At 60.3% G+C, this 22,483-nt stretch carries 18 protein-coding genes; 9 read left to right on the forward strand and 9 right to left on the reverse strand.

Going from position 1 to position 22,483, the window contains the following annotated elements; genetic code table 11:
- Positions 1-3: 3 nt before the first annotated feature.
- On the reverse strand, positions 4-1,677 hold the full coding sequence (gene dnaA, locus BLU88_RS02630; protein ID WP_092017081.1) for a chromosomal replication initiator protein DnaA: 1,674 nt from the start codon (positions 1,675-1,677) through the stop codon (positions 4-6).
- A gap of 416 nt (positions 1,678-2,093) precedes the next feature.
- On the opposite strand from dnaA, the gene rpmH reads away from it, so the two are divergent.
- From rpmH to BLU88_RS02665, 7 genes are all read left to right on the forward strand, one after another.
- On the forward strand, positions 2,094-2,231 hold the full coding sequence (rpmH, locus tag BLU88_RS02635; RefSeq protein WP_039211706.1) for a 50S ribosomal protein L34: 138 nt from the start codon (positions 2,094-2,096) through the stop codon (positions 2,229-2,231).
- Between the two features lie 2 nt (positions 2,232-2,233).
- Entirely contained in the window at positions 2,234-2,599 is a 366-nt protein-coding gene (rnpA, locus tag BLU88_RS02640) for a ribonuclease P protein component (protein WP_092009761.1), read from the forward strand.
- Entirely contained in the window at positions 2,583-2,939 is a 357-nt protein-coding gene (gene yidD / locus BLU88_RS02645) for a membrane protein insertion efficiency factor YidD (protein ID WP_231939544.1), read from the forward strand. Before rnpA ends, yidD begins: the two co-directional genes overlap by 17 nt.
- Before the next feature lie 132 nt (positions 2,940-3,071).
- Positions 3,072-4,025 (forward strand): membrane protein insertase YidC, encoded by a 954-nt coding sequence (yidC, locus tag BLU88_RS02650; protein WP_092009762.1) that lies wholly within the window; start codon positions 3,072-3,074, stop codon positions 4,023-4,025.
- 8 nt (positions 4,026-4,033) lie between these two features.
- Positions 4,034-4,579: a Jag family protein gene (locus BLU88_RS02655; protein WP_092009764.1), complete on the forward strand. Its 546-nt coding sequence runs from the start codon at positions 4,034-4,036 to the stop codon at positions 4,577-4,579.
- A complete protein-coding gene (gene rsmG, locus BLU88_RS02660) occupies positions 4,572-5,252 on the forward strand; it encodes a 16S rRNA (guanine(527)-N(7))-methyltransferase RsmG (RefSeq protein WP_092017083.1) in 681 nt (226 codons plus the stop codon). The genes BLU88_RS02655 and rsmG overlap by 8 nt, the downstream gene beginning before the upstream one ends.
- Positions 5,253-5,319: 67 nt before the next feature.
- On the forward strand, positions 5,320-6,216 hold the full coding sequence (locus tag BLU88_RS02665) for a ParA family protein (RefSeq protein WP_039211713.1): 897 nt from the start codon (positions 5,320-5,322) through the stop codon (positions 6,214-6,216).
- Here the strand turns inward: BLU88_RS02665 and BLU88_RS18475 are convergent.
- On the reverse strand, positions 6,133-7,017 hold the full coding sequence (locus BLU88_RS18475; protein ID WP_231939545.1) for a hypothetical protein: 885 nt from the start codon (positions 7,015-7,017) through the stop codon (positions 6,133-6,135). The two genes, BLU88_RS02665 and BLU88_RS18475, sit on opposite strands and share 84 nt — an antisense overlap.
- Between BLU88_RS18475 and BLU88_RS02670 the strand changes: the two genes are divergently transcribed.
- Positions 6,968-8,284 carry a ParB/RepB/Spo0J family partition protein gene (locus BLU88_RS02670; RefSeq protein WP_231939546.1) on the forward strand — a complete coding sequence of 439 codons (1,317 nt, stop codon included), beginning with the start codon at positions 6,968-6,970 and terminating at the stop codon, positions 8,282-8,284. The two genes, BLU88_RS18475 and BLU88_RS02670, sit on opposite strands and share 50 nt — an antisense overlap.
- A gap of 2,903 nt (positions 8,285-11,187) precedes the next feature.
- On the opposite strand, the gene BLU88_RS02675 is transcribed toward BLU88_RS02670, so the two are convergent.
- From BLU88_RS02675 to BLU88_RS02705, 7 genes are all read right to left on the reverse strand, one after another.
- Positions 11,188-12,324 carry an N-acetylmuramoyl-L-alanine amidase gene (locus tag BLU88_RS02675; RefSeq protein ID WP_231939547.1) on the reverse strand — a complete coding sequence of 379 codons (1,137 nt, stop codon included), beginning with the start codon at positions 12,322-12,324 and terminating at the stop codon, positions 11,188-11,190.
- 104 nt (positions 12,325-12,428) lie between these two features.
- Complete coding sequence (gene trxA / locus BLU88_RS02680) at positions 12,429-12,746, reverse strand: thioredoxin (RefSeq protein ID WP_039211718.1); 318 nt, start codon at positions 12,744-12,746, stop codon at positions 12,429-12,431.
- A gap of 122 nt (positions 12,747-12,868) precedes the next feature.
- Complete coding sequence (gene trxB, locus BLU88_RS02685) at positions 12,869-13,855, reverse strand: thioredoxin-disulfide reductase (RefSeq protein ID WP_092009766.1); 987 nt, start codon at positions 13,853-13,855, stop codon at positions 12,869-12,871.
- Between the two features lie 135 nt (positions 13,856-13,990).
- On the reverse strand, positions 13,991-16,435 hold the full coding sequence (locus tag BLU88_RS02690; RefSeq protein ID WP_092009768.1) for a protein kinase family protein: 2,445 nt from the start codon (positions 16,433-16,435) through the stop codon (positions 13,991-13,993).
- 22 nt (positions 16,436-16,457) lie between these two features.
- The gene (gene murJ, locus BLU88_RS02695) at positions 16,458-18,077 is read right to left on the reverse strand and encodes a murein biosynthesis integral membrane protein MurJ (protein WP_092009770.1); all 1,620 of its coding nucleotides are present in this window, start codon (positions 18,075-18,077) and stop codon (positions 16,458-16,460) included.
- A gap of 3 nt (positions 18,078-18,080) precedes the next feature.
- Complete coding sequence (locus BLU88_RS02700) at positions 18,081-20,369, reverse strand: DUF6049 family protein (RefSeq protein WP_231939548.1); 2,289 nt, start codon at positions 20,367-20,369, stop codon at positions 18,081-18,083.
- Positions 20,366-20,854: an NUDIX domain-containing protein gene (locus BLU88_RS02705; protein WP_092009772.1), complete on the reverse strand. Its 489-nt coding sequence runs from the start codon at positions 20,852-20,854 to the stop codon at positions 20,366-20,368. The genes BLU88_RS02700 and BLU88_RS02705 overlap by 4 nt, the downstream gene beginning before the upstream one ends.
- Positions 20,855-20,993: 139 nt before the next feature.
- On the opposite strand from BLU88_RS02705, the gene BLU88_RS02710 reads away from it, so the two are divergent.
- Entirely contained in the window at positions 20,994-22,469 is a 1,476-nt protein-coding gene (locus tag BLU88_RS02710; RefSeq protein WP_092009774.1) for a CCA tRNA nucleotidyltransferase, read from the forward strand.
- Positions 22,470-22,483 lie beyond the last annotated feature (14 nt).

A 22,483-nucleotide genomic window follows, 5' to 3' on the forward strand; every position in this document is an offset into this window, starting at 1 on the left:
TTTCTATAGGCGGTGCTGTTGTTTAATGCGGTTTGTGAGTTCGGTGACCTGCGTGTAGACGGCCCTTCTTTCGGCCATCTGAGTTCGAATCTTCTTGTTCGCATGCATAACGGTGGTGTGATCGCGTCCACCGAACGCCTGACCGATCTTCGGCAGGGAGAGGTCGGTGAGCTCACGGCACAGGTACATGGCGATCTGTCTGGCCGTGGTCAGCGTCCGGGACCGGGAGGTTCCGCACAGATCATCGAGGGTGAGGCTGAAGTAGGCAGCGGTCTGGCCCATGATGTCTGCGGCGGTGACTGCCGGAGTGTCATCGGGGGTGATGAAGTCCTTGAGGACGGTCTCGGCCAGGGAGACGTCGATCTGCTGATCGTTGAGGTTGGCGAAGGCGGTGACGCGGATGAGGGCGCCTTCGAGCTCGCGGATGTTCGAGGATACCCGGGAGGCGATGTATTCGAGGACGTCATCGGGGACGTCGAGCGCTTCGGCTGCGGCCTTGCGGCGCAGAATCGCGAATCGGGTCTCCATATCCGGCGGCTGCACATCCGTGAGCAGACCCCATTCGAAGCGGGAGCGCAACCGCTCCTCGAAGCCCTTGAGCATCTTCGGCGGCTGATCGGAGGTGATGACGACCTGTTTGGCCTCATTGTGCAGAGCGTTGAAGGTATGGAAGAACTCTTCGACCGTCGCATCCTTGCCCTGAAGGAACTGGATATCGTCGATCATAAGGATGTCGACCTCACGGTAGCGGCGCTGAAAGGCCGGACGCAGGGCATTGGAGGTCTTCGACGAACCGATCGTGTTGATGAAGTCGTTGACGAACTCTTCGCTCGAGACGTATTTCACGCGGATCTCGGGGAACAGCTGAGTCGCGTAGTAGCCGATCGCATGGAGCAGGTGGGTCTTGCCCAGTCCCGACTCCCCATAGATGAACAGAGGATTGTAAGCCTTGGCCGGAGCCTCGGCGACGGCGAATGCCGCGGCGTGGGCGAACCTGTTGGATGCGCCGATGACGAAGGTGTCGAAGGTGTACTTCGGGTTGAGCTGAGCGACGCCGGGAGCATCGATGGGCGGACCCATCGGGGCGGCGGTCGCCTCGGCGATCTTCATCTCACGGTCGGTCATCCCCGATTCGGACGGAGCCTGAGGCTGCTGTTGGGTCGGCATCTGCGTCGCCGGCGGTGTGCTTGTCTGCGCCTGCGGAGTCTGTGCGGCGGGCTGGCCCTGATTCGGCTGGGCGTATCCGGGTGTCGGCTGGTCGGCGGGGGTCGGCCGCACCGATTCGGCCGCCTCGGTGGGGGTGGTTTCAGGGGAACCCGTCGCCGAGGTGGAGGTGACCGGATCGATGGGAACCTGCGTTCCCGGGGTCGGCTCTCCGATGAGGTCTTCGAAGCGGATCGGCACGTCGAGTTCAGGATCGACGACGAAGCCGAAAGTCACTTCGAAACCGAGGACCTTGGAGAACTCGCTGGTCAGGGGGACGAGCAGCCTGGTCTCGATGGTGCGGCGGGTGTGTTCGTCGCGCACGGCGAGAAGGACGAGGGCATTGTCGACGAGGGCCTTGGGCACGGCGAGAGAGAGGAACCCCTTCTGATGGGCCGTGAGGTCTGGGTCCTTTTCCAGGTTTGAGACAACCGTGTACCAGCGGCTGATGAGCTCATTCTTGGAATTCGACACCGTCACATTTCCTCAGCTTTCAAAAAATTTCGTTCTGGCGTGATCCACACCTGTGCATGACTTCCACATAGTTTTCCACAGAATGTGGACTAATGCCGAGTCAGCCCAGTGAATCTCCACACTCGTGGATAAGCTTGTGGAAAACTACATGGGTGTGACTTGTGGATGGGCTCTGGTGACGGAAACGCGTACGGTGATGAATTTCGGGCGAGCGTGACGTGAAACATGCGGATCCCGTTTGACCGCTCGGATTCCGCCTCGCTAAGATGGAGTGTCCTGTGTACCGGGCTTCATCCGATTATCCTGATTATCTTTTGGCTCTTATGCACAGGAGTGCTCGGCGGTCGAGACTCGCACCGCCGTTTTTTGTGAGAACGCACCGGCGTTCATCCGCAACCTAGAAATCGGAGACTGAAGTGAGCAAGCGTACATTCCAGCCCAATAACCGTAAGCGCGCCAAGAAGCACGGCTTCCGCCTGCGTATGCGCACTCGCGCTGGCCGCTCGATCCTGGCTGCTCGTCGTCGCAAGGGACGTTCCGACATTTCGGCCTGAGCATGCTTGACGCGGCACATCGGATCCGCAGCGGCGAAGACTTCAGACGAATCTTCAGAGCCGGGGTCCGAGTGCGCTCCGAGCATCTCATGGCGCACAGCCTGAGAGACACCGATGATACCCACGCTGCGCGCGTGGGTTTCATCGTATCCAAGGCCGTCGGAAACGCCGTGGTGCGCAACCGCACCAAGCGTCGCCTGCGCGAGATCATGCGTGCGCGTCTCGGCGAGCTGAGAGCAGGAGAGCTGTTCGTCATCCGGGCGCTGCCGCATGCGGGACAGACCGACTTCGCTGTTCTGTCTTCCGAGGTCGACGAGCTGCTGGTCAAGGCAGAGAAGAAGCTGGAACGTCGTGGACGCCGAGCATGATCTGAAACATGTCTCCGAGGTGCCTCGTCGGCCGGCCGGTTTCTGGCCCACACTCGGCTGGATAATCATGGTCGGCCCGAGGATGCCGTTCGTTTGGTTCATCCGCGCCTATCGGATCGTGATCTCGCCTCTCTACGGCCAAGTGTGCCGCTACTATCCCAGCTGCTCCATGTACGGTCTCGAAGCCTTCGAGATACACGGAGTTCTCAAGGGAGTGGTGTTAACTGGGTGGCGCATACTGCGCTGCAATCCGTGGTCGCACGGTGGCGTCGACCATGTGCCGGGATCGGCCCGGGAGGCCAGGTCGAAGACCATCCATCGCGGTCAGGCACACAGCTGAACATACTGAATTCGCAGTCCGCTCGCGAGCGCGATCAAGCGGACTGTCTGGGGCCACACGTCGTGTCGCGCAGACCTGTGAACAATGGCAAAATGAACTTCGCGCAAGAATCGGTGTAACGAGGAGAACTGAATGGACTGGATGGACAAGCTGCTCTACCCGCTGCAGTGGGTAGTTGCTTGGATCCTCGCGATCTTCCACGAGATCTTTACCGCAATCGGTCTCCAAGCCGACAGCGGTTGGACTTGGGTGCTCTCGATCGCCGGACTGACCGTGGTCATCCGCGCTCTCCTCATCCCTCTCTTCGTCTACCAGATCAAGTCGCAGCGCAAGATGCAGCTGCTGCAGCCGGAGATCCAGCGCCTGCAAGCGAAGTACAAAGGCAAGAAGGACCAGTACTCGCGCCAGGCCATGGCCGAAGAGCAGATGGCGCTGTTCCGCGACAACAAGACGAGCCCCTGGGCATCGTGTCTGCCGCTGCTCGTGCAGATGCCGATCTTCTTCTCCCTCTTCCGCGTCATCCACAACATGCCGAAGGTCGCCTCCGGTGATGTGGGAGCCATCGGCGGATTCACACAGCAGCTGGCGATTCAGGCCGAGAACTCCTCGATCTTCGGCATCAGCCTTTCGGCTGTCTTCACAGACCCCGGCGTTGCAGTCAAGCTGCTGACCGGCGTCCTCATCGTCGTCATGGCCGCCACCATGTTCATCACTCAGAAGCAGATGATGGCGAAGAACATGTCGGAGTCGGCGATGGCCAACCCGATGATGCAGTCGCAGAAGATGCTGCTCTACGTCATGCCGCTCGTCTTCGGCATCGGCGGCATCTACTTCCCGCTCGGTGTCCTCATCTACTGGCTGGTCTCGAACACTTGGACGATGGCCCAGCAGCACATGGTCATCCGCAATATGCCCGCTCCCGGCTCGAAGGCCGAGAAGGAGATGCTTGAGCGCAAGGCTCGCAAGGGCAAGACTGTGAAGCAGGAAGAGATCAAGGGATCGACCGTCACCGAGGAGGCTCCGAAGAAGAGCGGCCAGCGGCAGCAGCCTGTGAGCAAGAACCGTAAGAAGAACAAGAAGCGCTGAGGACAGACATGACCGAAGAGAAGATCGACGAGACTTCCGAACAGATTCCGGAGGAGACCTCGACGAAGCCGAGCCGTGCCGAACTCCTCGAAGAAGAGGGCGAGATCGCTGCGGACTACCTCGAAGAGCTGATGGATCTGGCCGATATCGACGGGGACATCGATATCGATGTCGCCGACGGCCGTGCACAGCTGTCCATCATCTGCGAAGACGACGATGACTCGAACCTCGGCACTTTGGTCGGCCGTGAAGGGCGCACCCTCGGTGCGCTGCAGGAGCTCAGTCGACTGGCCGTGCAGACTCAGACCGGTCAGCGCTCGTGGCTCATGCTCGATATCGACGGCTTCCGCAACAGCCGACGCGAAGAGCTGATCAAGAAGGCCAAGCGGGCGATCGACGAGGTCAAGGACGGCGGCGAAGAGTTCGCGTTCAAACCGATGAACAGCTTCGAGCGCAAGATCATCCATGACCAGGTGGCCCGCGCCGGTCTGGTCTCGGAGTCCGAGGGCGAGGGCGACGGACGTCATGTCGTCATCCGGCTCGCCGATGACTGATCAGCCCGAGAACGACATCGAACTCTCGAACGAGTCGACGACAGCGGAGATCGAGACCCCTCCGTCCGGTACCGAAGAGTACTTCGGTGCGGCGTTTCCTGCCGCGCAGCGGTATGCCGAGCACCTGGCCACGACCGGTATCGAGTGGGGCCTCATCGGCCCACGCGAGGTCGATCGCCTGTGGACCCGACATATCCTCAACTGCGCTGTGGTCGCCGAGTACATCGGTGAGAACGATGTCGTCGGCGACGTCGGCAGCGGAGCCGGCCTGCCGGGAATTCCGATTGCACTGATGCGCCCCGAGGCGAAGATCGTCCTCATCGAACCGATGGAACGTCGCATCGAATGGCTGACCTTGGTCGTCGATGACCTGGGCCTGAAGAATGTGCGCATCGTTCGCGCACGGGTCGAGGAACTCGTCGACGAGGAGATGTTCACTGTCGTCACCGCACGCGCGGTGAAGGCGATGACGACTCTCATCGAATGGACCCGCGAAGTCATCAGCCCCGGAGGCCGGATCCTCGCCCTCAAGGGAGCTTCGGTGGAAGGCGAACTGGTCAAGGCGAAGAAGCTGATCAAGCGATATCGACTGTCCCAGCCTCAGATCCATGTCGTCGATGGCGGCGGCATCCTCGAGGTTCCGAGTCGTGTCGTCGAGATCGTGAAGAAATAGTACGAAGTAGAGTTGGTCTAGGCTGGATCAGAGCCCTGTGAAACCGATGGATGATGGAGTGCGCCCTATGCCGATCATGGATGAGTCGTCTCCCATTGGTGCCGCGATTGCACGGGACAGCCGGCGTGCGGATCGACTGTCGCAGACGACCTTTCCACGGCCGGACTCGACCCGAATCTTCACGATCGCGAACCAGAAGGGTGGCGTCGGAAAGACCACGACGGCGGTGAACATCGCCGCAGCCCTGGCCAACCAGGGGCTGAATGTCCTGCTCATCGACATCGATCCGCAGGGCAATGCGAGCACCGCATTGGGAATCGACCACTATTCCGAGGTCACGAGCATCTACGACGTCCTCATCGATGATGTGCCGATGCGTGAGGCTGTGGCACAGTGCCCTGATTTCGAAACCCTCAAGTGCGTGCCGGCCACCATCGACCTGGCCGGCGCGGAGATCGAACTCGTGTCCCTTGTCGCACGTGAACAGCGACTGCAGCGTGCCTTGGGCATCTATCTGAAGGAGGAGGAAGCAGCCGGAGACCGTGTCGACTATATCATCATCGACTGCCCGCCCAGCCTCGGTCTGCTGACGGTGAATGCCTTCGTGGCCGCTCGGGAAGTCCTCATCCCGATCCAGTGCGAATACTATGCACTCGAGGGTCTCAGCCAGCTGCTGAAGAACATTCAGCTCATCCAGAAGCACCTCAACCCCGAACTTGCGATCACGACGATTCTGCTGACGATGTATGACGGGCGGACCAACCTCAGCGCTCAGGTCGCTGAAGATGTGCGCACTCATTTCCCGGAGCAGGTGCTCGGCACTGCCATTCCGCGTTCGGTGAGGATCTCCGAAGCACCGAGCTATGGTCAGACCGTGATCTCATATGACCCACATTCCAGCGGTGCCCTGTCGTATCGGGAAGCTGCTGAAGAAATTGCAAATCGAGGAGTAAGTCGTGGCTGAACGCAAAAAGAGGGGCTTGGGACGCGGGCTCGGAGCATTGATCCCCGACGCTAACTCCAACGACCGTCCGGTCGATGTCTTCTTCTCGGGTGGGCACACGGAAGACGACAAGGGAGAGACGAAGACGTCACGGACTGCGCGCACAGACCCGGCTGCCTCCATGCAGTCTTCCCGACGTCGCAAGCCGAAGTCAGCAGGCACATCACGGTCGACGACCAAAACATCCGAGACAGGCACAGAGACGAAGGCGCCTGTGTCGAAGACGGCCGCTGCGAAGCCGACGACTGCAAGGCCGGGATCATCAAAGGGTGGATCATCCACGACGACACGATCGAAGACGTCCGAGACCAAGGCCGCAGGGACGAAGTCGGCGACTTCCAATACGGCAGCGACGAAATCCACTCCTGCCAAGACTTCCGCGGCCAAAACCTCAGGCTCGAAGTCGACCGCCTCTAAGGCGACCGCCTCTAAGACGGCTGGTTCCACGACGTCTGGCACCAAGTCATCGACCTCTAAGGCGACAGGTTCGAAGACGGCTTCTTCCAAGTCCACCCCGGCGAAGTCCGCGTTGGTCGAGGCGAGTGCGGCGAAGGCGAACGCGGGCAGCTCGTCGAAACCATCGTCTGCTGCCAAAACGACGGCACCGAAGACGAAGGCTGGTTCATCTCCGACCACGTCCGATGCTGATAATGCCGAGAAGGCCTCTACAACGCCAACTGCGAATACGCGGAAGACTTCCCCTCCTGCTGTCGTGACTGGCCCGGAAACCAGCGACAGTGATGTTTCGGCAACCGTGTCCAACGCAGGTTCAGAATCCGAATCAGCTCAGACGGATAGCACCCTGTCAGTCGTTGTGGACACCTCACACGCTGCTGCAACCCAGGAGTCGGAATCTGCACGGGCGGCTGCTTCGGTGCCGTCCCCCGAGGATGATGTTCGTGAGACTCACCCGGGCGTATACACGTCTTCTGGTCGCAACTATGACGACAGCGAGCAGGGCGACACGGCACCGGTGGAGGACGCTGATGGTGAGATCGAGATGGGTACTACTAATGTAGTCTCTTCTGAGGCGGAAGACGTTGAGTCCGAGAACCAGCCGGCGTCCGCATCTGCAGCGGATGACTCATATACGGCCTCTCCTGAATCCAACGTGAACGAGACTTCTTCTGACTCCGAAAAGGAGCCCGGAGAACCCGAGTCAACGGAGGACGCTGTAGACAACGAGGCCGGTGAATACGACGGAGTTGAATCGATCCCGGATACGGAGTTCGGTGAGATCGACGTCGATCTCATCGATGCGAACCCCAGACAGCCACGTACCGTCTTCGACGAAGATCTGTTGGCTGAGCTTGTGCACAGCATTCGTGAGATCGGTGTCCTTCAGCCTGTAGTCGTCAGACAGAAGCCGAGCGACCGCTCACGCTTCGAACTCATCATGGGTGAACGGCGCCTTCGAGCTACGAAGGATGCAGGCCTCCCAACGATTCCCGCAATCATCCGTTACGTCGAAGATACGGATCTCCTGCGGGACGCACTTCTGGAGAACCTGCATCGTGCAGAGCTCAACCCGCTCGAAGAGGCGGCAGCATACGGACAGCTGCTCGAGGACTTCGGATGCACCCAGGAGGAACTCTCCGAGCGTATCGGCCGTTCCCGCCCACAGATTTCCAATACCCTGCGTCTTCTGCGCTTGCCTCCTCTCGTGCAGCGTCGCGTCGCGGCCGGAGTCATTTCGGCCGGTCATGCCCGAGCTATCCTCGGTCTGCGGGATCCCGAACATATGGAAGTACTCGCGCAGCGGATCGTTGCTGAAGGACTGTCTGTCAGAGCTTCCGAAGAGGCAGTTGTGCTGCTCAATCGCGGAGATTCAATCAATGTTTCACGTGCAACGACGAAGGTAGCTCCAGAATTCCTGGCCGTAGCGGAACGCCTGGGTGATCGGCTCGAGACTAAGGTGAACATCTCCGTGGGTAAGCGCAAAGGCAAACTGAGTGTCGAGTTCGCCAATCAGGAGGACTTGGATCGCATCCTCGGTCTATTGGGAGTGTCAAACGACGAAGTCATTTGAACTCAGAATATTACAGTAAGTTGGCCTCCGCGGGTGTTCCCGCGGAGGCCGTGCTCGTCTATGACGCATTCTGACTGCGAGTTGTTGGTTGCTCGGATTGAGTCTCGGGCATCCAGACGGTCTGTTCGAAAGGCGAGGGGCGCAACAATTGGTCTGTGCAGCAGTGATTCGGCCAACCTCGTTGCGTTCCCATGGTGGTTTCACGTGCAACGGTCTCGCGAGCCTGCTGCGGCCGCTTACTGTTATAACGAGCGAGATACTGAATCTACCGATCAGTTCCTATCTTCAACTCCCAAAGAGTCCACTGCATTGAGTTACCAAACGTTGAAAATGCCGTATGACTCCACATCGCTGTTTCACGTGAAACCGACGTTTCAAATCGCATCTTTGCAACCCACGAGAACAAGTGATCGCTGTAAAGAACAGACACGAGCCTCCGACAGTCTTCGTTTCACGTGAAACACCGTGACTCACTGCGGTTGCGATATGCTGCGGCGAGAACAGATTCGTGGGGAAGACAGGCTTCTGCAAGTTTCAGTATGACTATCGGTCCGTTGATTATGTTTGACGTGGAACATGGTTTTGGGCATATCAGTGAGCGTGGTTCAGAGACTGTTGAAGACAGTGTGCGCCCGGAGGAAATTAAGTCCTCGCTGGCAAGGCCAACCAATCTCCAATCATTCAATCCCTCGGACTTGCTAACGCAGGGCCGTCGTGGGTTTACAGATACGTAGTGGATTGTTCGGCACGACTGGAGCGTCCATATGCATGGAGATTGCTACTCAGAGGATTTGTACCGATGTCTTAGTAGACAGAATGCATGCACACCCCATGAGGGAGCACTAGCGCATAGGCTTGTTGAGGTGGTGAGCGAGCGATATATCGGCGCTCAATCGTCGGAAGGCCGAGCATGTCTAACGTTCCACGTGAAACGCCGTGGCAGATGGCCACGACTCTAGTATGAAGTGTGTTTCTGGACCAACTCATCAGATTTGGTGAACACGTGGCTGATCTATCACTCGGACCTTTTGGATGTGCCGTACTCTCTGAAAGTCAGGGCACCAAGCTGCTTCTTAATAGTGGTAGTTCAGCCCGTTAACCCGGCATCTTCAATAGATTCCGATCACATGATCCGATACAGGTGGATATCATGCGCTTTTACTTACTTGGTTGTCCAGGTTCAGAGGTTTCACGTGGAACCAGTCTGCTGTGTGGATCGGTCAAACTTACATTGGGCTGATCCGGCGTCGCGCTCTCAGCCGCAATGACGGTGTTGACGACTATTCCTCGAGCCATGGGTACGTGATTATGAACGCATGGCTCGAGGCGCTCTGCGTCTTTCTTCCTGCTGGTCGTGTCGTTGAAATCATTGTTTGGCTGCAGGCCAGCTTTGCTGCTGGATGGAAGGGATGTTCTCGTTGTGTCGATGCGTTCACACATCCACGGGTATTTGTTGCCTTCTGTATCGACGAGCTCGGTCCTTACTGACCACGGCCGCGAATTGGGGTCGAGGGCAGCTTATTCCGAATCTGCCGTGGGAATTAGTTAGGCGCTTAGGTGAGATTCCTGGAGCTTCTCCGCGCGATTTGAGTAGCCGCTTACGTGAACAGTTTCACGTGAAACACTTTCCAATGGTTAATTGCCTATTCTTCAGATACTTTCGTTTTCCCTCCCGCCAGATGATGCAGTGTTTTACAGACAGAATGAGTTCTGATTCTACTTGGCCACAGTTGTGTGGGGAAGCGAACTCCTTATGGTGGAACCCGATCTATCCTTAAGCTGTAACGATTGAGATATTCCGGTTGCTGATCTGGTAGCAAACAGTTCCACGTGAAACACGGGGCATTCTCTACCTACTCCTCTATCCGGTGCTTAAGTTGCTCGGCCGGCAGGTAATCCAGGTATTGATTACTTTGCGATTGGTATAACTGAACAATTCGTCTACACGCAACCGACCTCTAGGGATAGTTCAGACACAGTATGGACCTAGACTTTCTACCGAACCCCGTATTCAGTGGTCGCTTTGTAGGGGTTCGGAACTTATGATGGCGAAGCTGCGCGATGAATTTTTTGCGAAGTTGCGGCGTTCGGTCTTCGAATCAGGTGGAAACCTTATAGAGGCGGGTGCGGCGCGTTTGGTCGTACATGACAATGTGCGCAGCTGATTGGTTCCACGTGAAACGGACGGGAACTAAGGTTATTCGTATACCTACGTCGCCATGGAGCCACCGGTCGCGGTCGCCCCGAGGAATAGAGAGCGGATGGCACCCACGCAGCTTGAAGGTTTGCGTTATGAGCGTTCGAAGCAGGTGAAGTATCTTAGTGATCTACCATTGGGCCAGCGGCTTCAGTCCGCTTTAGTCATCTGGGTTGGAATCTTGTTTGGCTACTTATCAGGTTTCACGTGGAACATGCAGATCGTTGAGGAATTGGCATTGTGTAGTCGCGGTAGTTCTCGGACAGTGTTCCGAGCAGTCTGGACTCTGCGTCTGGTGACATTCGTTGCGGCAGTTAGCGACCCTCATAATAGAGCGGTCATCATCTCGGCGTTTCACGTGGAACGAACAGTGACTGAGTCTTTGCGGAGTTATCGTCTCAGTCGAGTCCATTGCCGAGAGTGCTCTTTGCGATGTCGGACTGTTGCCCTATTCAGACTCGATTCCTATTGTGTACAGAATGGACAGCGATTGCCTGGGCGAGAGGTTGGGCCGCTGATACCTTGTGTCCTCCGCCCCTGACGATCAGGCACGAGTTCGTGCAGACATCAGAGGGCGGGCACGGCGTGAGAATTGAGCAATGAGTCGGATTCGCTCAGTTGATCATGCTTGAATTCACGAAAAGTAGAGCGCCGTATTCCGTTAATCGAGCACGACCCGGAAGAACCAGATGTGGTAGGTCGGTGACTAATTCAGTGCTTTGATTGCGTCCAGACTGAGTGTTCCGGTCTGAGGGTCTTTTTCCTCAAAGATGTAGAGGCGTTGGAGAGCAGCGGCAATGCCATCTGCGATGGCTTCCCGGACCTGGGGGTCCTGGAGGCTCTCGAGGTCATTTTGATTGGTGAGGTAACCACTGACGACATGAACCTTCGGAGTCCTCAGCCGTTTGAGTGACGACCACGTGCGAGCATGGGTACGGCAGTCGAGCATACCCGTACGCGCGATAACCTCGCCTTGAATGAGTTCGGCGAGCTTCTGCCCCGTCGGAGAGTTGAGATCGGATTGGCGCTCGTGTCCGAAGAAGAAGGTAGCGATCCCGTTGGCGTCCTTGGACTTGCTGACGTCGGCCGTCACAGTGATGACCGCTGATGCGCCAAGAGTATCTGCTCGATTGACCTCGACCGCATCGCCTTCCAGGAGGATCGCTCCGGCTCCGATTGCCTCCAGCCTGCCAACAAGTCGACTTGCTATATCGATAGTGATCTGGCGCTCGAAAGCTGATTGCTCTTCGGTCATCGGGAGATTCTGGAAGTCTACAACTGTAGTTGCCGCTTCGATGACGAAGGTGCGACCGACGAGCGAAGTGCCCGAAGCCGCTACCCGTGCGCGCTCCTGGAGAGCGAAGAGGTTGCCGGTGTCCTGGTTGCGGTCGATTGCGCTGAGGCCTCGCAACGTCTGCGGACCGGTCACTCCATCGACTTTCGTGCCGAGGCTCATCTGGAGCTCTTTGACGGCTGTTTCGGTCAGTGCCGCGTATTCAGCGTCGATGCGGCCCGGGTAGAAGCCCAGTCCCGCGAGTTTGGTCTGGAGGTTGACGACGTCATCCCCTGTCAGCACCTTAACGGGGTCGAATCGCAGCACACGGTCGCCGAGCTGATAGCGAGCTTGCTCGAGCTCCGAAAAGGTCTCAGGGCCCAACACACCGTCGCAGAGGATTCCGCGGTCCTGTTGGAACTGCCTGACTCCGAGTTCGAAGGCTCGATCGAAGTCTGGCGTCTCTGTTTCTCCGACGTCTAGACCTAAACGGGCCATCTGCGCTTTGATATTCGGCAGCATCTCGGAAATGTCGCCGCGCGTATAGCGCGGTAAGTTCGTGTTCGTCAATGCGGTGCCAATCTTCGGTGATGCGGTTCGAGGGTCAGTGTGGGGTGTCGTCCAGAAATGCCTAAGGCGCCTGTTGATAGTACAACAGGCGCCTTAGAACTCGATCAGATGAAGTCGGAGAGCTCATCCTCGAGGGCCGGCTTCGGACGTGCGCCGATGATAGTCTTGGCGACCTCGCCGTCCTTGAACACGTAGAGAGCCGGAATCGACGTGATTCCGTAGGTGCTTGCGGTCTCGAGGTTCTCGTCGGTGTTGACCTTGACCACGTTGAGCTTGTCTCCATGCTCTTCAGCGATCTGGTCAACGATGGGGCTGACCATACGGCAGGGGCCGCACCAAGGGGCCCAGAAATCGACGAGCACGGGCTTGTCGGACTTCAGTACGTTCTCTTCGAACGTTGCGTCAGTGACTTCTGTCGACATGAGTAACCTTCCTTCACAACGAATGTCTCTAGCAGAACAGTGGAACCGGTTCTTTCATTCCCCGGCGTATCCGCTCGGCCCGAAGTGCTCGGGAGTGCAGGGGTACGAGCGGCCGACCGAAGTCAGGAAGCGACGGGAGCTTCGGCTGCGGCAGCTTCGGCCAGGGCAGGCTTGGACGCCGCCTCGAGATCACCGAGGTAGTGTTCGGCGTCGAGCGCAGCCGAACATCCCGAACCAGCCGCAGTGATCGCCTGGCGATAGACGGAGTCGATGACATCGCCTGCCGCAAAGACGCCTTCGACAGACGTCTTCGAAGTGCGGCCGTCAACACTGAGGTACCCGTCTGCACGCATCTCGAGCTGATCGGCGAACAGGCTCGTACGCGGGTCGGATCCGATGGCCACGAACATGCCGGTCACAGGCAGTTCGGAGGTCTCCCCCGTGACCGTGTTGCGGATGGTCAGGCCGGTGAGAGAGTCCTCACCATGGACCTCGGCGACCTCGGAGTCGAGAAGGAACTCGAGCTTGTCATCGGCGTTCGCGCGATCCTGCATGGCCTGCGAAGCGCGCAGCTCCTGCCGACGGTGAACCAGGGTGACCTTGGACGCGAAGCGGGTGAGGAACGTGGCCTCTTCCAGTGCGGAGTCGCCTCCGCCGATGACAGCGATGTGCTGATCGCGGAAGAAGAATCCGTCACAGGTGGCGCACCAGCTCACTCCGTGACCGGAGAGCTTCTTCTCATTGGGCAGGCCGAGCTCGCGGTATGCCGAACCGGTCGCGAGGATCACGGCCTTTGCGGTGTAGCGCGAGCCCAGAGCGGTCTCGATCTGGTGAGCACCCGGATTGAGCTTGAGAGTCTCGACATCGTCGTAGATGACCTCGGCACCGAACTTCTCGGCCTGCTCGCGCATGCTCTCCATGAGCTCCGGTCCCTGGACGCCGGCAGGGAATCCGGGGAAGTTCTCGACATCGGTGGTGTTCATCAGTTCACCGCCGGCGGTCACCGAGCCGGCGATGACGACTGGTGCGAGGTTCGCTCGGGCCGCATAGACGGCCGCGGTGTAACCTGCCGGTCCCGATCCGATGATCACCAGTTGAGTATCAGTCATGTGAAAATTTCCCTGCTTCTATCTGCTCTGCTCGGTGCGCCGCGGAATGCCGCGCGAAATGACGTTCGTATCTATAACGGTACGGTGCCGAGGACTATTCCGCACCCGCATCCGGTGCGAAACCTGCCTGCCGGTTCAGTAGAACTTCACGGAGCTGATGGTGGCCTTGAAGCCGCCATCGGTCTGCGGCAGGTCGGTGATCCAGAGGATGAGCTTGTCGGTCTCGACCTCCTCATCGAACTCCACCGTGACACCTCCGTCGGCATCGAAGACGCCTTCGCCGATGACCTTCGCGTCCTCGGGGTCGTCTCCGTCGCGGATTTCGAACTTCCCTCCGGAGTTCCCCGACTTCACCTTCACCTTGCTGATGGTGGTCTTATCCTCGAACTCGAAGAGCAGACCGACACCCGATTTGAGATTGCCGAAGCTCGCGGAGTTGTACCGGTCGGTATTCCAGGACCCGTCGGTCTTGGGAATGACGTTCTCGGTTTCACTGTCGTGTTCAGAACCATCGCCCTCGGGATCGAGGGATTCGACGGTTTCGATCTTCGGCGGATCCGCCTTCGGAGTCTTCTTCTCTTCCTTCTTCGTCGGCTGTTCACTCGGCGCCGAGGATTCGGAGACCGGTGTGGACTCTTCGTCTCCAGAATTGAATCCGATGATGACGATGCTGAGCACGATTGCGGCAATGACCGCGAGGACGAGGACCAACCACAGGAAGGGCTTGCGAGTGGCCGAGGGATCACGCTCGTCGGAACCGGATCCTCCGGAACCTCTTCCTGCACCACCGGAAGCAGCTCTGCCGCCGGCACCGCCTGCTGCAACTCCCGCCGCAGCTGCTCCGGCCACGGCAGCCCCTGCTGCCCCGGCGGTCTTGTTTCGCTTCTTTGCAGACGCAGTCTGTTCTGCATCGGTCGAATCGCTGTGCTGCTGGCGTGGTCTGCCGGCCTTGCGCTCGGCAGGACGGATGGATGAGGAGCTCGCGGTCGCTTCGGCGCCGGTCTCGTCAACGGCGTTCTGATCATCGGCTGCGCTGCGATCGTCAACGGAGTCCGGAGACAGTCGACGCATCTCCTTCGGCGGGGCGGCAGCATTGGCTTCCTGCTGACGGGCTGCCGAACTCGCCTCGAAAGCGGCAAGACGCCTGCGCGCCTCGTCCTCCTTGGCCTTCGCGATGCGACGTTCACGTTCGTACTCACGTCGCTGATGTTCGCGCTGCTGTTCGTTGGTTTCGAACATACCGCCGAGGAACCAGGAACCGTCGTCCTCATCCTCGTCGTCCATGATCACGCGGGTATCGTTCTCGTCACCTTCGTCGTCGTTCTCGGGGACGATCTCGAGTGCCTGAGTATCGGGATCGGAATCGTCATCCCGGCTCATGATCGGGGTCGTGAGGTTCTCGTCGTATTCGTGCTCTGCGTACTCCGAGTACTCGGAGTACGTCTGCTCGGGCTGCCATTCCTCCCAGTCCTGGGCGGCGCTGTCGAGCTGTTCCTTGGCGATCGGGAAGCTCGAAGCTTCGCGCATCTGCATCCGGTCTGCATACCGGCCCGTGGTGTGTCCGACCACTCCGGCCGCCAGTCCCCGCGTTCCCGGACGGGTGATGCCGATGCGTACCAGGGCGGCTTGCACCTGATCTTCGCTGGCGCTGGCCGATCCTTCGGGACCGGGTCCGATGGTCTTCGACCGTGGAGCGGGCAGGCTGGTGGCTTCGTCGAAGCTGCGCGGCGACTGATCGAACAGGTTCTCGTTCTCCGCCACCGGAGCACGATTGACGTAGCGCAGCAGTTCGGGATCCCAGTCATCGATGTAGCCGAGGACCTCGGCGACCGAACCCGGTCCGGGATCCGAACCCGTGATGATTCCGCTGACGAAATCATCGAGTTTGTCAGGGACGTCGGGGTTGAGCGTCTGTGCCCGGGCGATCCGGGCGTTCTCCTTCTCCGCAGGAGGAATGCCGTCGAACGACTCCTCGCCGGGCCAGTACCCGGTCAGAGCTGTGTAGAAGAGCTGGACGAGAGCCAGGGCGTCTCGCCGTGACGCCTTCGTCGGCGTGTAGTCCTTCTGCTCGACGAGCCCGGTGTCCAGCGCCAGTGCCGCATCGATGCCGATGCCTGCGATGACCACCGCACCCTTCGAGGTCAGTCCGACCACACTCGGCCGCAGGAACATGTGGAACAGTCCCCGCCTGGCCGAGGTGACGAGCGCTGATCCGACCTCGCCGATGAGCGCGCACGCGGCGTCGACGGGCAGCGGAGACCGCGGCAGGATCTGATTGAACGGCGTCACCGCGATGCGCTTGATGACGATGTAGTCCAGCCCATTGGAATGTCCGACGTCGAGCGTCGGGGCGATGCGCGGGTCACCGAGGATCGATACGCGACGGGCGGCTTCGAGAACGTCGTTGGAGTCATCGGCATCGGCGACGAGGATGAGCACGGGTTCATCGAGGATCGCATCGAGTCCGGTGCAGACGGCTCCGACCTCGGGCTTCTCGGGAAGCCACTGGCGGTCGACGGTCGATACGACATAACGGCCGGCCACCACCATGCCGGGTTCGATATCGATCAGGGTGACCACCTCCGGTGGGGATTCAAAGGACTCAGGCTGTTTTTCTTAGTTTTCCAGCTGCTACGTCAATTATCGAATGCAACTCTCTGACTCTGAGCAAATAACAAGCTCCGATGAAGAACAGCAGCATCACGGTGCCGACGACGGCCGTGGTGACGAACGCCGACAGGCGTCCATCCAAAGAGAAGTCCGAGAGGAAGTAGAGCAGACCGAACCCGGCGCCTCCAGCGATGATCGCCGCCAGGAGGAACTTCAGATGCGAAGTGAGGATCTCACGCAGGTCGATGACGCCGAGGCGCTTCTTCAGGACCGCAAACGAGATGATCATCGCCATGAGGTATCCGAGGCTCATGACCAGTCCGATGATCGCCACGGTCACCGACTTCGGGAAGATCGATGCCGAGAGCACCGCCAGAGACTGGAAGATAATCTGCGGCAGCTGGATGAGGAATGGAGTCTTCGCGTCCCCGTAGGCGTAGAACACGCGCTGCGCGAGGTAGTTCGCGCTGAAGGGAATGAGACCGAAGACCATTGTGATGATGACCAGACCGATGGCCATGGCCTGCTCACGACCAGGACCGGCGATGATCATCGCCACCGGAGAGGCGAGGACGACGAGGGCGGCGAGAGCGAAGGTGTTGATCATGCCGACCATCCGCACACCCATCGAGAAGTCTCCGACGACCGCCTCGGTGTCCTCATCGGCCGCATTCTTGGCCAGAGAGGTGAATAGAGCCGTGGCCAAGGACACCGCGATGAGCGAATGCGGGAGCATAAAGACGAGGTAGGCGTTCGTGTATGCCGTGTTGGCGGCGTTCCCGTCGCCGGGGATCGACGCCCCCGAGGCGACACGGGAGATGATGAGGAATCCGATCTGACCGACGAGCATCGCTGCGAACGTCCAGAACGCGACCTTGCCCGCGGAGCCGAGGCCGACTCCGCGGAACCCGAAGGTCGGCTTGTACTTGAACCCGATGCGCCTGAGCGGCCAGATGAGGATGAGCGCCTGAGCCGCAACTCCGAGGGTGGCTGTCCCAGCGATGAGGGCGATCTTGTCCGGGGTCCAGGTATCGAGCTCGTGCGGAGACGCATTGTTCGTGCCGAAGATGAGGATGAAGACAGCGAGTCCGGCGATCGCGACGACGTTGTTGAGCACCGGTGCCCACATATAAGGACCGAACGACGATTTCGCGTTGAGCACTTGGCCGAGCAGCGTGTAGAGGCCGTAGAAGAACAGCTGCGGCAGACACCAATAGGCGAAAGCCGTCGCCAGGGCCAGCTGTTCGTGGTTCCATCCCGAGGAGTAGAGCCATACGAGCAGCGGTGCCGCCAGGGTCGCGACGACGGTGACGAGACCGAGGATGAGGAACGACAGGGTCAGCAGGCGGTTCGTGAAGTCCTCACCGCCGTCCTCCCGTTTGGAGGCACGCACGATCTGTGGAACGAGCACGGCATTGACCACACCGCCTGCCAGCAGCATGTAGAGCGTGTTCGGCACCTTGTTCGCAATGTCGAAGGCATCGGCCTGTACCGCGGTGACGCCGATCGCGGTGGCCAGCATCGAGGCTTTGACGAAGCCGAGCACACGCGAAGTCATGGTGCCGGCGGTCATGATGGCCGAGGACCGGGCCAGGGATGAGAAGCTGGACACGCTCTACCTCTTTTCGTTCTCGTCGGTCTCGGCGCGGGCCATCGCATCGGCCAGCTGCTGTTCGGGGATCTTCGGTCGCCCACGCGAAATGGTCTTGATCAAGCCGATCACGAATACGACTGCCAGGCCCAATCCGATCACAGCGGTGCCGATGTTCTCCCAATCGGCGCGGACTCGAACCATGAGTGATTCCTCCTCGGGCAGGACCACCTCGTCGGCGGTGACCATCTCGATCGTCGTCGGCACATCGGCGTTGGCGAGGCCTTCGACGGGCACGTCCACGCGCATCGTCTCCGCGGCGGGCACGCGTACGGTCTCCGTCTCCTGCGCTCGCAGCTGCGGAGTGTTCGGTTTCATCCGGATCCGCAAGGTCGCCTCGGCGGGCGAATCATTGACGATCGTGACGGGAATCGTCGTCTTCTCGCCGGTGACGAGGAGGACGGACGAGCCCTTGCGCAGGTGGAGGCTGTCCATGAGCTTCTCGCTCTGCTCGCGGGCCTGTCCGGCGCAGATGTTCGCGTTCCTGCCCAGGGTCCACGCCGCCGAGGTGCAGGTGAGAAGTTCGCGGTCGAGTCGGATATCGGCGCTGTCACGGTCGGTGAAGACGCTGTTGAAGTCCTCTTGGTTCGCCCGGGTCTCGGCCAGGGATTTCACGGCCCGCTTCCGGATGTGCGGAGCGTCGGAATCCGTCCGCAGCAGTCCGCGCGACTCGGAGCCGGAGTCGAGGATCTCGTCGACCCCGGTGGGGGCGATCCACGGTGCCGAGCTCAGTTCCTCAACTGTCTGTTCCCAGTTCGCCGTGGCGGCCGCGCGCGGGAGCGGAACGAACAGGCTGCGGGTGCGGTAGGGGGCCTCGGATTGGATCACCGCAGACTCCGCGACGAGTTCGGAGAGCGCCCCGGCCGGGTTGTCCTCGGCGATTGCTTCGGCGCTCATATCCGTGAGCTTCGAATCGGAGACGAGGGTGTCGATCGTCGACTCCCCGTCATCGGTGACCGTCGTCTGCGAATGCGCATCATCATGGATGCCGGTGATCGACGGCTGCTGAGTGTCGCTGATGATCGCTGTTGAATTGCCGGACTTCTTCAGAGCACGCAGTCCGTTCTTCGTCGCACTTCCGGCCACCGGCCAAGCGATGTCCGTGCGGGCATCGGGGAAGATGTCTTTGACGATCTCGCGCTGCTTCTGAGCGAAAGTGGACAGCCGGTCGATCTTCGACCCGCGCAGAGCACTGAGGTCGGGATCGCCATAGGGAAGGGCGACGACAGTGTGCTTCTTCGCCGCCTCCACGAACTTCTGATACCAGGAGTCGAGGCGCTTGCGCTGGTCCTCTGCGGCTTCGAGCTCGGCGCCGCTGGAATCGGCGTCTTGGTTCTCGGGTGCTCCGACCGGCGGTGACTTGGTCTCGTCGCCTTTGCCCTTGTCGGGTTCGTCGGTCTCCTCCGGTGCATCGGCGGGAGGCGGTTCGGCGATCGCGGCTTCGAAGGAGGCGATGATGCGCGGGTCGATCGCCAGCGCGAGCTCTTTGTGTTCCAGCAGCTTTGCGATCGTGTCGAGCGAACCGCCTTCGGCGATGGCCGCATCGAGCCGGTCGGCAGGGATGAGTCCGCCCTCGGAATGGCCGGGCAGGGTGACGGGAGCGAGCATACTGATCTTCGTCTGATCGAATTCCGGGTTCGGGTACCACGTGGTGAAGCCGAAAGCAGAGGCCCGCAGACCGGTCTCGTCGCCGAGCTGAACCGCCAGGCCCCGCGGGCCCCAGGAACTCACAGGTGAGGACTTGCTCAGGTCGAGGTCGTCGGCGGGCACACGGAAGGTGAACTCCGCGGTGGCACCGGGATCGATGGTGTCGTCGAACGAGGTGTCGAGGGTGCTTCCGGAGGAGTCACCGGAATCAGCACCCTTGTCCTTCTTCGCCTTCTTTCTCGCCTCGGTTCCATCATGTTCGAGGTCGGCGACGGTGCGGTGCTGCGCTTGTCCCTGCTTCCAGGACGTCAGGCGGGATTCGGAATCGAGCTTGCGGGTCGACATCTGCAGACTCAGGTCGGGCTTTTCGACCGCCTTCTTCGTCGCGTTCGAGATCTTGCCTCGCACGGTCAGCGTGCCTTCGTCATCGATCCACGGAGTCACCTCGTCGAGGGTGATCGAGACTTCGTTCTTGTTCGCATCGGTGCTGGCCACGGCCGGGGCAGCGTTCATCAGCGGGTATGCGAAAACCGACCCTGCGAGCAGCAGGAGCGTGCTCAGCAGGGCGGTGAGGAATCGCAGTCGGCGAATGGGAATGGGTTTCACTGCTCCAGTCGGGACACCATCGGTCGGGCGGCGGCGACGATTCGGCGCTCATTGGCGAACGAGAGTCGCGAGCGCAGGTCGTTGAAGGGCACCCACGCCGCATCGATCGCTTCTTGGTCAGGATCATTATCCACGGTCAGAGTCCCCGACTGTGCACGCAGCAGGAAATGGTGGACGAGTTTGTGGATTCGGATTCCGGTCACGGTGAACCAGTAGTCGACGGTTCCCAGCGGACAGATGATCTGCCCGGCGATCCCGGTCTCCTCTTCGACCTCACGGCGGGCCGCCTCGGCGGGGGTCTCCGTTCCTTCGAGATGTCCCTTGGGAAGGCACCATTCGATCCGGCCGGCGCGATTGATGCGCGCGATGACGGCCACAGCCAACTTCGGATGAGAGAAGTCGACGACGATGCCACCGGCGGAGATCTCCTCCACTGTGGTGCGGCGGGACGTGCGGGGTCCCGGCTTGGGCATCGGTGTGGTCATTCTCCTACCTTAGTAGGCGAAGCTTGGAAGTTTCGTGTCATCGGCTCCCGGTAGGCTTATGGAGACCGGAACTCGCGCCTGGACGCGGGAGGTGGGTTCCCGTGGGCAAGAGCAGACAAATCAGAATTGAAGGAGCTCGGTGGATCCGCTGACCGCGCACAACCGACTGCACGACAAGCTCGACGAACTCGAGCACATCCTCGGCCCGCTGGGTCAGAGGTTCTCCTCAGCCGGTTTCGAACTCGCCCTCGTCGGGGGATCCGTGCGTGACGCGCTGCTCGGCCGCCCCATGCCCGACCTCGACTTCACCACCGATGCCCGCCCGGACGACATTCTCCGACTGATCGCCGACTGGGTCGACACGCACTGGGACATCGGACGCGAATTCGGCACCATCGGGGCCGTGAAGTCCGGTGTGCAGATCGAGATCACGACCTACCGCGCCGAAGCCTATGAAGAAGACTCGCGCAAACCGGTGGTCGCCTTCGGCACAGATCTCGACGCCGACCTGGTCCGCCGCGATTTCACGATCGGGGCGATGGCGATCCGCCTGCCCTCGAAGACCTTCGTCGACCCCCACCAGGGATTCGACGACCTCATCGCCGGTCGCATCCGCACCCCCGGGGCGGCCGCGGACTCGTTCTCCGACGATCCGCTGCGGATGATGCGCGCGGCCCGATTCACCTCCCAGCTCGGGCTCGACCCAGTGACCGAGGTGGAAGAGGCGATGACGGCGATGGCCGATCGGATCGAGATCATCTCCGCCGAACGCGTCCAGGTCGAACTCGTCAAGCTCATCACCGGCATCGATCCGGTCGCCGGAATCGACCTGCTGGTGCGCACCGGGGTCGCCGATCATGTCCTGCCCGAGGTGTCCGGACTGCAGCTCGAGACGGATGAGCATCATCGGCACAAGGACGTCTACCAGCATTCGCTGACCGTGCTGCGCCAGGCTGTCGAGCTCGAGAACCGGTACGCCGCTGCTCAGGAGAAAGCCGGGATGGCCGACGACGATCCGCAGCGCCTGCGCGTTCCGGACTTCACCGTCCGCTTCGCAGCGCTCATGCATGATGTCGGCAAACCCGCCACTCGCCGCTTCCAGCCCGGCGGTGCCGTGACCTTCTATCATCACGATGCGGTGGGGGCGAAGCTCACGGCCAAGCGGATGAAGACGCTGCGCTTCGACAAGGACACGACGAAAGCGGTCGGCCGCCTCGTCGAACTGCATCTGCGCTTCTACGGATACGGCGATGCTGGCTGGACTGACTCGGCGGTGCGCCGCTACGTCACGGACGCCGGACGGCTGCTTTCCCGCCTGCACATCCTCACCCGTGCGGACGTGACCACCCGGAACAAGCGGAAGGCCGATCGGCTCGCGTTCGCCTATGACGACCTGGAAGAGCGCATCGAGGCCCTGGCGAAACAGGAGGAACTCGATTCGATCCGTCCGGATCTCGACGGTCGGCAGATCATGGCGATCCTCGATATCGAACCATCGCCGCTGGTGGGTAAGGCGTACAAGCATCTCCTCGAACTGCGGATGGAGCACGGGCCGCTTGGACCCGAACGTGCCGAGGCTGAGCTGCGTTCCTGGTGGGAGGCTCGCGGTCAGTGACCGACCCCCGCCTG

Source organism: Brevibacterium siliguriense (assembly GCF_900105315.1).
In the GTDB taxonomy this organism is placed as follows: Bacteria; Actinomycetota; Actinomycetes; order Actinomycetales; family Brevibacteriaceae; genus Brevibacterium; species Brevibacterium siliguriense.